Source organism: Aquibium carbonis, from assembly GCF_003970795.1.
Classification (GTDB): domain Bacteria; phylum Pseudomonadota; class Alphaproteobacteria; order Rhizobiales; family Rhizobiaceae; genus Aquibium; species Aquibium carbonis.
Window position 1 is genome coordinate 107,235 of the sequence record NZ_RWKW01000025.1, and the last position, 13,513, is coordinate 120,747.

The following is a 13,513-nucleotide window of genomic DNA, read 5'->3' on the forward strand; positions in this document are numbered from 1 at the left end:
CGCTCCTATGCCGCCCGCCGGCTCTGACTGTCGTTCAATCGCGCGATCTCGGCGGCCATGCCGGCCAGCGCCGCCTCGTCTAGGCGGGTCGAGCGCAGCGTGTCCGCCAGGCTGGCAATCCCCGTGAAGCCGAGATTGGATGCCGACCCCTTCAGCGAGTGCAGGGACCGGTCCAGAAGTTCGAGATCGCCCGACTGCATCGCCCGATGAAGGTCCGACAGCAGCGTCGAGGCGTCGTCGAAGAAGACGCCGAGCAACTGGTCGAACCCGTCCTGGCCGATCGCATCGACGAGCTCCGCATAGCGGCCTTCATCACGCGAGAGCGCGCCCGGTGTGCCGGCGTCGTCGCCGGCCTGATCCCCGGATGGACCCGCGGCGGTGGCATCGACGCCCGCAGTGTCCTTCCCGCCGTGACGTGCCAACAGCGACCTCAGGCGGGCCGAACTGATGGGCTTGGCTTCGAAGCCGTTCATGCCGACCTCGATGCAGAGATTTCGGTCGGTGTCGGAGGCGTTCGCGGTCATGGCGACGATCGGTACCTTGCCGGCGGCGCCGTCCAGTCGGCGTATCTCGCGGGTCGCAGCGATGCCGTCCATGACGGGCATGTGCATGTCCATCAGGATCAGGTCGTAGACGTGCGCTTTCGCCATCGCCACCGCCTCCGCGCCATCGACCGCGATCGACACGGTCTGCCCGAGATTCTCGAGGAACCGCGTCGCGACCTGCCTGTTCACTTCGTTGTCTTCGACGAGCAGGACGTCGAGCCGCGTGGGTTGAGCGGTGTCCACCGGCTGTACGACGTCGAGCACCTGCGCCGGCGCGCGCTCGGCCGGAACCTCAAACCAGAACAGACTTCCGCGTCCCGGCTCGCTGTCGACGCCGATTTCGCCGCCCAGGCTCTCCACGATACGCTTGCAGATCGCCAGTCCGAGGCCCGTGCCGCCGTAGCGCCGGCTGATCGTGCCGTCGACCTGGCTGAAGGCGTTGAAAAGGCGGCAGATCGCCTCATTGGGAATACCGATGCCGGTGTCGGACACCTCGAACCGCAGACGCGGCCGCCCGTCGGAGTCGGCGGCGTCCGATACCTTGACATGAATGGAGCCGTTTTCGGTGAACTTCACTGCGTTGCTGACGAGGTTCAGCACCACGCGCCGAAGCTGGGTGGGATCGCCATAGTACCAGCTCTCTCCCTCGATCCCGCAGGAACAGCTCAACGTATCGCCCTGCTCGCGGGCGCGGCCCTCCATGATGCGCAGCGAATCCTTCACCAGTGCTCGCGCATCGAAGGGCAGGATCTCGGCCAGCTGCTCGCCATGCTCGAGCTTGGCGAAATCGAGGATCTCGTTGATCACTTCCAGCAAGGCCGTGCCCGAACTGGTGATGACCCGCACGTTCTCGCGGTTTTCGGCGGACAGGCGTGTGTTCGACATCAGTTCGGCCATGCCGAGAATTGCGTTCAGCGGCGTGCGGATCTCATGGCCGATGGTGGCCATGAACTGCGACTTGGCGCGGTTGCCGGCTTCCGCCGCCTCGTAGGACTCTGACAGCTGTTCCGTCATCCGTTCCAGATAGTCGGAGGCCTTGCGCATCACCGACAGCTGGCGCTTCAGGTTCAGGATCAGCAGGCCGATCGTCAGCATGAGTGCCACCACGAAGGCGGCGGCGATGTTCTGCATGCGCATCACGAAACCTCGGGCCTCGGCGCGGGCGGTCGAGACGGCCGCGTTGGTGGAGGTCAGCAGGTCATTGGTGTGCTGCAGGAGTTCTGGAAGTTCCGCCCGCAACGCCATGAGCGCAGACGTCGTCAGCGATTTCCCGGCCGCGACGTCGTTGAAGGCCGGCTCGATGCCGAGAACGGTCTCGCGCACCTGTTCGCGGCGCCGGTTGATGCGCTCGCTGGACACGAAGTGCGGCTGGTACTGCCCGTTGTCGAGGATCGCCAGGCGCGAATAGAGGATGTCGTAGCGGGTCGCCAGGCCTTTCAGCGTCTGCGCATCGCTCGTCTCCGATATTGCGTGGAGCCTTTCCGACAGCGTGCGGGCTTCGCGGTCGAGCTGGTACACCGCCCAGAGCGCGTCCTCGCGGATCGAGTCCTGCAGCGAGTTCTGCCTCGCCGACAGGTACAGAAAGGCGCAGGCGAGCGCCAGCGTCAGCCCGACCGACAGCGCGATCAGGTACCGGGTCGTCCGTCCGGCCCTGCGGACAGCCTCGCGGCTTGCGGCGAAGTCGGCTTTCAATCGACGACCTCGATTTCCTTGATCTGCCAGACCGAACGCGAGAAGTATTTCTCGTTGTAGAGTTCGGGGTGCTTGTCGAACGGATAGATCATGAAGAGCGGCCCCTTGTCGCGGACCGACATCTCCGCGCCGTTCATGCGGGTCGCCAGGATGGTGGGATAATCGCGGGCGTCTTCCATCGGCACCTCGGCCGAGTAGTCGTTCAATGCCTTGACGATCAGCGTCTTGCCCTGCGCGCCGGCCGCGTCGAGAACGGCCTTCAGAAGCGGCCCGTCGAAGGCGGTCTTGCCTTCCGTCCAGGGTGTGTTCATCGTGGCGGCGCGGTTTTCCAGCGCGTCGAGCATCGCGAGGTCGAACTCGGCCACGCCGTCGCCATTGGTGTTGGCGATGCCACCGGTGATGGTGAGGATCGTCTCGCCGGCAGGGCGGTCGAGCGGACCGGCAAATGCGGCGGCAATCGAAAGCAGCGCGAGGGCGCAGCCTGCAAGCAAGGTCTTCATCGAAAAGGCCCCCATAGGTGCGCGCGACCGAGGATCATCGTCGCAGGCGCATGTCCTGGCGCGGTCGCGGATAATGTGATCGAGGAATGCACCGCCGGTTCGACCGGCCGGGGATGAAGCGGCGTCATGCCTTTGCCGCGCCGACGCGGCAATCCTCCCCCAATGAACCGTGCCTATCACGGGCCCGTTGCGGCGCGGTGAAACCGATCGCTGCAAATTGAACGATCGCCACCTGCGCCGCCGATACTCTTGGCGCTGAAGACTTACGAAACCGTCTCCACCCCCAAACACAGAAAGGTCCCGCGAGGGGCCTTTCTGCAAGCAACGTCTCGCGTCGGTCGATCAGCCGTTGGCGGCAGCGACCGCGCGCTTGGCCATCACCACCACGAGATTGGCGCGGTAGTCGGCCGAAGCGTGAATGTCCGACATCATGCCGTCGGCCGGCAGTGTCAGGCCATCGAGGGCGGCGGCGTCGAAGTTCGACGACAGGGCAGCCTCCATCTCGGCGGACCGGAACACGCCATTGTCGCCTGCACCCGTCACCGCCACCTTCACGCCGTCGCTGCCCCTGGCCACGAAGACGCCCGCCATCGCATAGCGCGAGGCCGGGTTTCGGAACTTCTGGTAGCCGGCCGCCTGTGGCGCGGTGAAGCGGATCGCGGTGACGATTTCGCCCTCGCCGAGCGCTGTCTCGAACAGGCCGGTGAAGAAGTCCTCGGCGGCGACTTCGCGCTTGTTGGTCACCACCGTGGCGCCGAGCGCCAGCAGCGCCGCCGGATAGTCGGCAGCCGGATCGTTGTTGGCGACCGAACCGCCGATCGTGCCGAGATGGCGCACATGCGGGTCGCCGATGCTGCCGGCAAGCTTGACGAAGGCGGGGCAGGCGGCCGCGAGTTCCTGGCTCGCCGCCACTTCGGCATGGGTGGTGCCCGCGCCGATCGTGACGGTCGAGCCCGACACGGAAATGCCCTTCAGCGCCGCGATGTGGCGCAGGTCGATCAGGTCGCTGGGCGCCGCCAGACGGGTCTTCATCGCCGGGATCAGCGTCATGCCGCCCGAGACCAGCTTGGCCTCGTCATTGGCGGCGAGCAGTCGTGCGGCATCTTCGACCGATGCGGCGCGGTGATAGTTCACGGAATACATGGTCTCGTCTCCTTTCGGGATGGCGGGGCGGGAGAGGGCAGGCCGGCCGTTGCCGGCCGCCTTGTCGCTGTGTCCCGCCGCTACGCATTCACCCCATTTTTCTTTTCCACTCGTCTCTTTCGACGTCCGGCGCTCAGTGCTTCGTCGCAGCCCTGATCGCCGCCCACACCTTCTGCGGGGTCGCCGGCATGGTGAGGTCGTTGTTGCCGATCGCATCGGTGATGGCGTTGATGACCGCCGGCGGCGAGCCGATCGCGCCGGCCTCGCCGCAACCCTTGATGCCGAGCGGGTTGCCCGGGCAGGGGGTGTTGGTGGTCGACACGACGAAGGACGGCAGATCGCCCGCGCGCGGCATGGTGTAGTCCATGTAGCTCGCGGTGATGAGCTGGCCCGTCGCGGGATCGTAGTGGCAGCCTTCCAGCAGCGCCTGGCCGACGCCCTGGGCGATGCCGCCATGAACCTGGCCCTCGACGATCATCGGGTTGATGATGTTGCCGAAGTCGTCGGCGGCGACGAACTGGACGATCTCGGTGGTGCCCGTCTCCGGGTCGACCTCGACCTCGCAGATGTAGCAGCCGGCCGGGAAGGTGAAGTTCGTCGGGTCGTAGAAGGCGCCTTCCTTGAGGCCCGGCTCCATGCCGGCCGGCAGGTTGTGCGCGGCATAGGCGGCCAGCGCCATCTGGAACCAGGGCAGCGCCTTGTCGGTGCCGGCGACCTTCAGCTCGCCGTTCTCGATGACGATGTCGGCCTCGTCGGCTTCGAGCAGGTGCGCGGCGATCTTCCGCGCCTTGGCTTCCACCTTGTCGAGCGCCTTGACGATGGCCGACATGCCGACGGCGCCGGAGCGGGAGCCGTAGGTGCCCATGCCCATCTGCACCTTGTCGGTGTCGCCATGGACGATCGAGACCTGGTCGATCGGCACGCCGAGCCGATGGGAGACGAGCTGCGCGAAGGTGGTCTCGTGGCCCTGGCCGTGGCTGTGCGAACCGGTCAGCACCTCGATGGTGCCGGCCATGTTGACGCGCACCTCGGCCGATTCCCAAAGGCCGACGCCCGCGCCGAGCGAACCCACCGCCTGGCTGGGCGCGATGCCGCAGGCTTCGATGTAGCAGCTCATGCCGAGCCCGCGCAGCTTGCCACGGCTGGCCGCTTCCGCCTTGCGGGCGGGGAAGCCGGCATGGTCGGCCGCCTTCATCGCCGCGTCGAGCGAGGCGGCATAGTCGCCCGCGTCATAGGCCATGATCACCGGCGTCTGGTGCGGGAAGGTGGTGATGAAGTTCTGCCGGCGAAGCTCGGCCGGGCTGACGCCGAGCTCGCGCGCCGCCGTTTCCACCACGCGCTCCACCACGTAGGTGGCTTCGGGCCGGCCAGCGCCGCGATAGGCGTCGACGGGCGCGGTGTTGGTGTAGACCGCCTTGACGTTGCAATGGATCGCCGGGATCGCATACTGGCCCGACAGGAGCGTCGCATAAAGGTAGGTCGGGACCGACGACGAGAACAGCGACATGTAGCCGCCGAGATTGGCCACCGTCTCGACCTTCATCGCCGTCATGCGGTTGTTCGCGTCGAAGGCGAGTTTCACCTCGGTCACGTGGTCGCGGCCATGCGCGTCGGTGAGAAAACTCTCCGTGCGGTCGGCCACCCACTTGACCGGCACGCCGGTCTTCTTCGACGCCCACAGGCAGACGATTTCCTCGGGATAGATGAAGATCTTGGAGCCGAAGCCACCGCCGACGTCGGGGGCGATGACGCGCAGCTTGTTTTCCGGTGCCACGTTGTAGAAGGCGCTCATGACGACGCGGGCGACATGCGGGTTCTGCGAGGTCGTCCAGCAGGTGTAGTGGTCCTCGGCCTTGTCGTAGTGGCCGAGAGCGGCGCGCGGCTCCATGGCGTTGGGAACCAGCCGGTTGTTGACGAGATGCATCGTGGTGACGTGGGCGGCCGACGCCATCGCCTTCTCGACGGCCGAGGCGTCACCGATGTCCCAGTCGTAGATCAGGTTGTTGTCAGCTTCGGGATGCAACTGCGGGGCACCGTCCTGCAGCGCCGCCACCGCGTCGGTGATGGCCGGACGCTCGCGGTAGTTGACGACGACGGCCTCGGCCGCGTCGCGCGCATCCGCCTTGGTCTCGGCCACGACGACCGCGACCGCCTCGCCGACGAAGCGCACCCGGTCGGTCGCCATCGGCGACCAGGCGCCCATCTTCATGGGCGTGCCATCCTTCGAGTGGATCATCCAGCCGCAGATCAGGTTGCCGATGCCATCGGCCTTGATTTCGCGGCCCGTCAGCACGCCGATGACGCCGGGCATGGCCCTTGCGGCCGACACGTCGATGCTCTCGATGTCGGCATGCGCGTGCGGGCTGCGCACGAATGCGGCGTGTTTCATGCCGGGCACCACCATGTCGTCGACATAGCGGCCAGCGCCGGTGATGAAACGCTTGTCTTCCTTGCGCACGACCCGTGCGCCGATGCCTTCCAAGCCCATGTCCAAATCTCCTCCAGAATTGTTCAGGCGTTACGGCAGACGATGTCTCGACCAGGCAGCCAGGCGGCGGAGCGGAAACTCGTCGGGGACCGGGGTCTGCCGATCGGCGCCCGTGCCCCGTGGTGTCATACCCTCCCGCGCCCGCGGCCGCCGATGTCAGGCGGCCTTGGCCGCGCCCTTCGACATGACCTCCGAGGCCGCGAGGATCGCCTTGACGATGTTGTGATAACCGGTGCAGCGGCAGATGTTGCCTTCGAGCTCGGCGCGCACGGTCTTCTCGTCGAGACCTTCCGGGTGACGATTGATCATGTCGGTCGCGGCCATGATCATGCCCGGGGTGCAGAAGCCGCATTGCAGGCCGTGATGCTCGCGGAAGGCGGCCTGCACCGGATGCAGGTCCGATCCGTCGGCCAGGCCCTCGATCGTGACCACCTCCGAGCCCGACGCCTGGACAGCGAGGATCGAGCAGCTCTTCACCGCCTTGCCGTCGAGATGCACGACGCAGGCGCCGCATTGCGAGGTGTCGCAGCCGACATGGGTGCCGGTCATGCCGAGGTTTTCGCGCAGGAAATGCACGAGCAGCGTGCGGTCCTCCACGTTGCCTGTGATCGTGCGGCCATTCACGACCATTTTCACTTCAGACATCGATCTCCTCCTGTGCCTGTCTCTTGGATGGGTCCGCGCTGTCCATGCGCAGTCAGGTCGGAGGCGAGATTAGCGCAGCGGCGCGAAGAGTCCATCGCCAAGCGCCTGATTATTCTGCCGTGCGGCCCTTGGTCCGCGCCAGGGCGATCCCGCTTTCGTGACTGGATGCGAAGCGGCTTCTCCTGTGGCTGGACGATGTGCCCGGCGTGGCTTCGCGGCGCTGGCCGCTCCGGCGGCGCCCAGCATCGAGGCGCCTCGCGGCCGTCTCGACATCACGTTCGATTTGTGGCGCTTGGTGCTTGAACTTTTGCCCCGATGCCGGTATCAGGCGCACACGATCCGGCAGCGCATCAGCGCGGGCCGGCGGGCCGCTTTAGCTCAGTCGGTAGAGCACATCATTCGTAATGATGGGGTCAGGTGTTCGAGTCACCTAAGCGGCACCACTTTCCACGCTGATCACCATGATTGTGCACGACGCCTCGTCGGCGGCCGCGATGGGCGACCACCGGCTTCCAGCGAGCCGCTGCGGACGTGCCGGTATCTTGCTCCACACGATGAACCGTCATCAGCAGGGCGACGGACGCGGTTCCGCCGCGGTGCGTCAGCGTCAGGTGCGGCCGTCGTCGGATCACGTGACGAACATCCCTCGCGCTGGCCGTCCCGAGGGTCTCGTTCTCAGCGGCACCGCTTGGGAATTACATTCCGGAGGATGATCTTCCGGGATCTCGACGAGCCGTCGTCCGAGCATGCGCCTGGAGACCAAGTGCTTCGACCAGATCGCGCCCCGCCACGTAGCGATGCGGAGGACGGTACGCCCGATCCCGAAGATCGGAGGGCAGGCGAACGCGGCCGTCCGTCAACCGCTCGACGGCCAGCCGCAGCCGGTCCCGATGCTCTCGCATCCTGGCGATGGTGGCGTTGCGGATCGCATCGGGCGCCACGGCCCTCGCGATGATGTCAGCCACTCCGTCCCGAACGGCTTCGGGCTCGTCATCCACCGTGAGCCAGTAATCGCGACCGGCAAACTGGTCGCGTCCGCCGACGGAACGGGTCGAAACGACCGGCAATCCGCACAGAAGGTACTCAATGCTGGCCTTCATCGCGCCTTCCTCCGCCGACAGGCACAAGCCGACCCGGCAGCGAGAAACCATGTCGCGTACAGCGCCGAGCGGGAGCCGCTCGATGGCTCCGTCGCGGATCCGGTTGACGAAAGTGTGCCGAGGCATCACCGCTTGCAGGCTTTTAAGATAGGCGACGGCCTCGTCCATCGAGATGTCGTTGTTGTGATAGTAGACGAAAGCACAATCCTCGACCTCTCGCGCAAGTTCGTGCCGCTTCCAGGGGATCATCGCGCCGTTGTAAATCGCCCGAAATCGCTTCTCGTCATGGTCTCCGATGTCGAACTCGAACTCATCGACGAACGCATTGTGGTTGCAGAGAACCGCGTCGAGGCCCGCAGCCGATAGCAGCTTGACCTCCTCCGGTTCGTTGCACAGGAAGAGAAACAGGTGCTCGGGTCGGTGGTATCGGTAGATGTCGACGATGGATGCCAGGCGTCGGATGATGTTCGGAGAGCGGGTCGACCAGGTGAGGGTGACCAGGAACAGCGCGCGATTTCCGCGAAGCTGACGACCGATGAACTGCGCAACGCCCAAGGGGGCCAGCGGATTGTGCTGGGTGTGAATCACCACCGCGTCATCCACGCTGACACGGTGGGCATAGATGGAGTGGCCATGCAGGCGCTCGGGTGCGTCGGGTGCATAGGGATGCCTGGCCCAGATGTGCTTTCTGAAGAAATGCTTCAACGATCGGGTACGCGACACGGCATGCTCCAGGTGAAGACCGGGTACCCGCTGATGGGTATATTTGGCGGGGATCGGTCTCTCCAGATTTCGATCCCGAGTCAATTGCGAGACAATTCTTTGTAGGCTAATAACAGCCACTGCTCGCGCGGAAGCCGAAGTCGCTGCCATCCATGATCAAGACCCTTGCATGAACAACCTGAATTCTGCCTACGCTGTTGCTGGCTCCGATGTCGCTTTCGAGGTTTTCGATGGTGACGTCATCGTTCTCGACATGGGGAACGGTAAATATTACAGCTTTTCCAACGGTGGCAGCGCTGTTTGGGTTGCGCTCGTTGCCGGTGTTGCGCCTAGCGATATTGCCAACCACTCGGCGCATGGTGAGGCGGTCCCCGGTTTCGTGAAACAATTGCATGATCTGGGGTTGATCGAGGCGCGGCCATCGCTTTTGCCCGTCGCGGCAGATTCCGATCAGATCGCCGCCCTGGCCGCTGCCAACGAAGCGCCCGATCTCAGGATTTTCGATGACATGGCCGATCTTTTCCTCGCCGACCCCATCCACGATGTCGAGGAGCCGCAGGGTTGGCCCGTCGTGAAACAGGCCTAGTGCCGACGACGAACACCACGATGTGGCGGACCGAAGCCATAACGACGGCGACCATCGCGGGCTATGGCAGGCATCTGCTGGACGTTGCCAGCGCGACGCCGGAACATCTGCTGGCGACGATCGACGTTGCGCTTCCGCATCTCGATCTGCGGGTCCGCGTGCCGGAGGGCACCTTGGCCGACGCCGTGCGGACGGCCTTCGTCCCGTGGGGCGACAAGGCGTCGAAGCCATCGAGGAGGGCCGAAATCACCGTTCTCGACCCGACTGTCGGCGACACGCCGGATCCGCTCGGATGGGGCAGCGCGCCCTATGTCCCGCACGAGATATCGAGGTCGTTGAGCCAGGTCGGCTTGCAGGGCAGTCTCTTCCACGATCTTCGCTTCTGGCAATTCCATGATCTGGCGACCGGGCAGGGCGTGCAACTCATGGCCGGGCCGGACTCTTTCCCGCCATGGGAGCCCGGCGCTCCGTTGAGGGCTTTCCTTCACTGGGAATACGCCGCCCAAGGGCGGCGGATGACGCATGCCGGAACCCTTGGCCGCGAAGGACGCGGCGTGCTTCTGGCCGGCGCCGGAGGATCAGGCAAATCCGGGACCGTCCTCGCCGGTCTTCTCCATGGACTGAGCAGCGTCGGCGACGATTATGTGCTGGTCGATCTTTCCGAAAACCGTGTCTGCGCCTTTCCGATCTTCACGACATTGAAGCAGGACGAACGCGGCGCCAGGCGTCTCCATCTCGATCGCTTGCTCGGCTCCCGAGAGCTGAACTGGCAGGGCAAGGTCCAGTTTCGAACATCTGACATCGAAGCGGACATTGCCAGGGACGGGTTGTCGATCGGCGCCATTCTGCTGCCGAAGGTCGGCGCGGACGCCACCTCGGTTCACGTCGCCAGCCGCTCGGAAGCCATGCTGGGCCTCGCGCCAAGCGCCGTCTACCAGATGCCGGGCGAGCGGGAGAGTGGCTTTCGGTTCTTCAGCAGGCTGGTCTCCATGCTCCCGGCCTATCGACTTGAGCTCGGGCCGGATCCAGAGGAGATCGCCGCAGTGCTGTGGCAGTTCATGGACGAGCTTGCATCATGAAGCTCAGCGTGATCGTGCCAGTCTTCAACAGGGAAAGATTCGTCGCAGCCGCGCTCCGGTCGCTCCTGCGCCAGCGAGATACGATCGAGCTCGACATCATCGTCGTCGATGACGGTTCGACCGACCGATCAAGGGACATCGTCGAGGCACTGGCTGCGTTGCACGGCGGCATCCGCCTGTTGACCCAGGACAACGGTGGCGTGGCTCGCGCGCGCAACACCGGTTTGCGCTCCCTTCCCGGCGACGCCGACCTGGTCAGCTTCCTCGATTCGGACGACTTTTCTCCCGCCGGGCGTTTCATAGCCGACATCTCCCATTTTTCGGATCCGTCCATCGAGTTCGTCTACGGTCGCCTCTGCAAGGTTGACCGGCTCGACGATGAACGGTTGTTGCCCGATGCGGATGCGAAACTGGAAACCGTCCGGGGCATCCAGTTGGCTGCCGGCCTGTTCAGGCGAAGCTTCATCGACCGTGTGGGGCTCTTCAACGAGAGCTTCCAGCAAGGCGAGGACACCGATTACCTGTTCCGGGCCTTCGAGCAGCGTCGCAACGCGGTCTTCACCGATACCGTAGGCGTCTACTACCGCCAGCATGGCGACAGCCTGACGAACAATTCCGAGGACATGCGGAGGGGGTTCATCCGGGCTCTCAGCCTGTCGGCGCAACGCCGCCGCAGAAATCCGTCCCTCGCCAGACTCGACACCATCTTCGGTCAACCGGACGCAACAACCGTTCAAGAAGCCTGAGCCTCATGGATAGACAGAAGCTCGACTATGCCGTCGTCATTCCGGCCTGGAACGCTGCCGAAACGATCGAGGAGACGCTCCGATCGGTCGCGGCGCAGTCCAGACCCGCTGACGAGGTGATCATTGTCGATGACGGCTCGACGGACGATACGCTGTCTGTCGCCCGCAAGGCGCATGTCCCGTTCCGTCCCCTCCGCCAAGAGGCGCAGGAAGGCCCGGGAGCGGCGACGACACTTGGGATCCGGTCAGCCCGGACGACCTACATCGCCTTCCTCGATTCCGATGACCTTTGGCTGCCCGACAAGATGGAGCGTCAGCTGTCCCATCTCGCCGCATCACCGGGCATTCACGGCGTCTTCGGCCATTGGCAAGCGTTCCACGGCAGTCCCGACAGGGGCTTGCATGCTCCGACCGCGGGCTGGAGCAGGACCACGCTCGTCGTTCGAAAGGACGTCGCCGATGCGGTGGGACCCATGGTCGATCTGGCGGCCAGGGTGGGAGACATGATCGACTGGATCCAGCGCGCCAGGGAACAGGGGTATGTTCTGGAGATGCTGCCGGACGTCGTCGCCTATCGGCGTGTCCGACCCGGCAGCCTCTCCGACGTGCGCACGAATGTGGATCGCAACCGGGGCTATCTTGCCGCGGCGCGAAATGCCCTCTTGCGGCGTCAGGTCGCCAAGGCAGGAAAATAGAGCATGCGCCGCGTCGCCCGTCGATTTCCCGATCATGGATGGGCATGGCCGGATGGGAGCCTCGACCAGTTGCTGAAGGCTGCGCTCGTGGAGGACGCCGCCGCTCTGAAACTGGCCCAGGAGTGGCTGGCGCGGCACGACATCGACGCGGCGGGCTTCCGGGAGCATCGGCTGCTGGCGGCAATTGCACTTCGCTTCGGCAAGCGACTGTCCGAGCAGCCCGCATATCCACGGCTCGCTGGGCTTCAGAAGATGCTGTGGTCGCGTTCGCGGTTCGCCATGCGCGAGGCCGAGCCCGTGCTTCGGGCCCTGGTCGAAGCGGATTGCCCAGTCATGCTGATCAAGGGAGCAGCCAGAATCGCTCTGGACGCCCATGCGCAGAAGGGGCGTGTCTCCCACGACATCGACTTTCTTGTGCGCCCGCAGGATGTCGGGCTCGCTTTCCAGACGATCTGCCGGTTCGGGTGGGAACCGGCCACCGGAAGCAGCAGTCATGCGCTCGTTGACCGCTTGCCGACGCTTCGATCGCTCAACTTCCAGAAGGGGGAATTCGGCGATCTCGATCTCCACCAGTTCGCCTACCACGCCGCCCATTCGAGCCGCATCGACGACGAGGGCCTGTGGACGCGAGCCGTGGACGCTGAACTCGTCGGGGTGCCGGTCAAGGTTCCGGCCGCCTCTGACCGTATCGCGATGGCCGTCGCGCATGGCGGCCTGGATGCCCACACGCACAGCGACTGGCTCGTCGATTGCGATGCCGCGATACGCGGCAATTCCATCGACTGGGACGCCTTGCTGGAGACCGTGGAACGACGGTCGATTGCCGTGCCGACCGCCATCGCCTTGACCTATCTCGGCCAGGAGGTCGACGCGCCGGTGCCCATGTGGGTGCTCGGCCGCCTGGATGAACTGGTGCGGCGGACGAAGCCGTGGTCTCGCCTGTCCGCCCTCCTTCAGGCAAAGCCGCGGGGTTCATACGGCTCGATCGTGTGGCTGGCGCGAGGATGCGCGAAGCTGGTCCGGTTGCGGCAGGCACGCCCCGACAGGGTTCAGGTCGGCGCACCGTCCGCGCCCGTGTGGCGTGGGCGGCGGCGGACATCGGTCACCGGCACCGGTGGTCCAATCCCAGCCCTTCGTCAGGCCCTCGCCCGGGATGGCGCTGCCTCCGCACTCAGATTGACGCTCGATTGCGACCTGCCCCCGATCCGGCGAAGGATCGACTTCGAGTTGCGTTCAGGAGATCGCGTCGTGGCGCTGCTCCGGTACCGCAATCACCTGGCGCAAAAGGGACCCTGCCGGCTCGAATTCGGAGGCGAAATCCCGGTGGACGCCGAGGAGGCGCTCGTTCTGGACGCACGTCCAACGCGTTTCCTGCGGTCTCGAAGCAGCCCGCAGGATCTCGCCGCATTCGGCGCCATCCCCTTCAGCATTCATTTGCTCGCGTGGCATTAAAGCGTGTCGCGCCCAACCCGATTCATTCTGTTTCTCGTTTGGGGAGGCGATCCACGGGAAGGATGGCGCGGGTCGATGTGGTGCATCGGCCAAGTCCATCCGACGACGTGGGCGCCCGC

The 13,513-nt window shown here is 65.2% G+C and carries 11 protein-coding genes and 1 tRNA gene; 6 read left to right on the forward strand and 6 right to left on the reverse strand.

Features of this window, described 5'->3' with window-relative positions; all coding sequences use genetic code 11:
• Window positions 1-5 precede the first annotated feature (5 nt).
• The 5 genes from EJC49_RS07060 to EJC49_RS07080 all read right to left on the reverse strand — a co-directional run bounded on the left by EJC49_RS07060 (window position 6) and on the right by EJC49_RS07080 (window position 7,013).
• Window positions 6-2,237 carry an ATP-binding protein gene (locus tag EJC49_RS07060; protein WP_126698757.1) on the reverse strand — a complete coding sequence of 744 codons (2,232 nt, stop codon included), beginning with the start codon at window positions 2,235-2,237 and terminating at the stop codon, window positions 6-8.
• Entirely contained in the window at window positions 2,234-2,737 is a 504-nt protein-coding gene (locus EJC49_RS07065; RefSeq protein ID WP_126698758.1) for a putative pterin-binding protein, read from the reverse strand. The genes EJC49_RS07060 and EJC49_RS07065 overlap by 4 nt, the downstream gene beginning before the upstream one ends.
• A 342-nt stretch (window positions 2,738-3,079) precedes the next feature.
• On the reverse strand, window positions 3,080-3,880 hold the full coding sequence (locus tag EJC49_RS07070; RefSeq protein ID WP_126698759.1) for an FAD binding domain-containing protein: 801 nt from the start codon (window positions 3,878-3,880) through the stop codon (window positions 3,080-3,082).
• A gap of 133 nt (window positions 3,881-4,013) precedes the next feature.
• Entirely contained in the window at window positions 4,014-6,368 is a 2,355-nt protein-coding gene (locus EJC49_RS07075) for a xanthine dehydrogenase family protein molybdopterin-binding subunit (RefSeq protein ID WP_126698760.1), read from the reverse strand.
• A 156-nt stretch (window positions 6,369-6,524) separates the two neighbouring features.
• Complete coding sequence (locus EJC49_RS07080; RefSeq protein ID WP_126698761.1) at window positions 6,525-7,013, reverse strand: (2Fe-2S)-binding protein; 489 nt, start codon at window positions 7,011-7,013, stop codon at window positions 6,525-6,527.
• 367 nt (window positions 7,014-7,380) lie between these two features.
• On the opposite strand from EJC49_RS07080, the gene EJC49_RS07085 reads away from it, so the two are divergent.
• Window positions 7,381-7,456, forward strand: a tRNA-Thr gene (locus EJC49_RS07085).
• 252 nt (window positions 7,457-7,708) lie between these two features.
• Here the strand turns inward: EJC49_RS07085 and EJC49_RS07090 are convergent.
• On the reverse strand, window positions 7,709-8,986 hold the full coding sequence (locus EJC49_RS07090) for a glycosyltransferase (RefSeq protein WP_126698762.1): 1,278 nt from the start codon (window positions 8,984-8,986) through the stop codon (window positions 7,709-7,711).
• A 19-nt stretch (window positions 8,987-9,005) separates the two neighbouring features.
• Here EJC49_RS07090 and EJC49_RS07095 point away from each other — a divergent pair, with 19 nt between their 5' ends.
• From EJC49_RS07095 to EJC49_RS07115, 5 genes are read left to right on the forward strand one after another with little or no spacing between them, the layout of a single operon-like run.
• Complete coding sequence (locus EJC49_RS07095) at window positions 9,006-9,422, forward strand: PqqD family protein (RefSeq protein WP_126698763.1); 417 nt, start codon at window positions 9,006-9,008, stop codon at window positions 9,420-9,422.
• A gap of 20 nt (window positions 9,423-9,442) precedes the next feature.
• The gene (locus EJC49_RS07100; protein WP_126698764.1) at window positions 9,443-10,501 is read left to right on the forward strand and encodes a serine kinase; all 1,059 of its coding nucleotides are present in this window, start codon (window positions 9,443-9,445) and stop codon (window positions 10,499-10,501) included.
• On the forward strand, window positions 10,498-11,247 hold the full coding sequence (locus EJC49_RS07105; RefSeq protein WP_126698765.1) for a glycosyltransferase family 2 protein: 750 nt from the start codon (window positions 10,498-10,500) through the stop codon (window positions 11,245-11,247). Before EJC49_RS07100 ends, EJC49_RS07105 begins: the two co-directional genes overlap by 4 nt.
• Before the next feature lie 5 nt (window positions 11,248-11,252).
• Window positions 11,253-11,942: a glycosyltransferase family A protein gene (locus EJC49_RS07110; RefSeq protein WP_126698766.1), complete on the forward strand. Its 690-nt coding sequence runs from the start codon at window positions 11,253-11,255 to the stop codon at window positions 11,940-11,942.
• Window positions 11,943-11,945: 3 nt separating this feature from the next.
• Entirely contained in the window at window positions 11,946-13,394 is a 1,449-nt protein-coding gene (locus tag EJC49_RS07115) for a nucleotidyltransferase family protein (protein WP_126698767.1), read from the forward strand.
• Window positions 13,395-13,513: the final 119 nt, after the last annotated feature.

Bases quoted from the DNA above. Each gene is read 5' to 3' on its own strand.
- EJC49_RS07065 (WP_126698758.1), bottom strand. From the start codon at position 2,737: ATGAAGACCTTGCTTGCAGGCTGCGCCCTCGCGCTGCTTTCGATTGCC.
- EJC49_RS07070 (WP_126698759.1), bottom strand. From the start codon at position 3,880: ATGTATTCCGTGAACTATCACCGCGCCGCATCGGTCGAAGATGCCGCA.
- EJC49_RS07075 (WP_126698760.1), bottom strand. From the start codon at position 6,368: ATGGGCTTGGAAGGCATCGGCGCACGGGTCGTGCGCAAGGAAGACAAG.
- EJC49_RS07080 (WP_126698761.1), bottom strand. From the start codon at position 7,013: ATGTCTGAAGTGAAAATGGTCGTGAATGGCCGCACGATCACAGGCAAC.
- EJC49_RS07090 (WP_126698762.1), bottom strand. From the start codon at position 8,986: ATGGCAGCGACTTCGGCTTCCGCGCGAGCAGTGGCTGTTATTAGCCTA.
- EJC49_RS07095 (WP_126698763.1), top strand. From the start codon at position 9,006: ATGAACAACCTGAATTCTGCCTACGCTGTTGCTGGCTCCGATGTCGCT.
- EJC49_RS07100 (WP_126698764.1), top strand. From the start codon at position 9,443: ATGTGGCGGACCGAAGCCATAACGACGGCGACCATCGCGGGCTATGGC.
- EJC49_RS07105 (WP_126698765.1), top strand. From the start codon at position 10,498: ATGAAGCTCAGCGTGATCGTGCCAGTCTTCAACAGGGAAAGATTCGTC.
- EJC49_RS07110 (WP_126698766.1), top strand. From the start codon at position 11,253: ATGGATAGACAGAAGCTCGACTATGCCGTCGTCATTCCGGCCTGGAAC.
- EJC49_RS07115 (WP_126698767.1), top strand. From the start codon at position 11,946: ATGCGCCGCGTCGCCCGTCGATTTCCCGATCATGGATGGGCATGGCCG.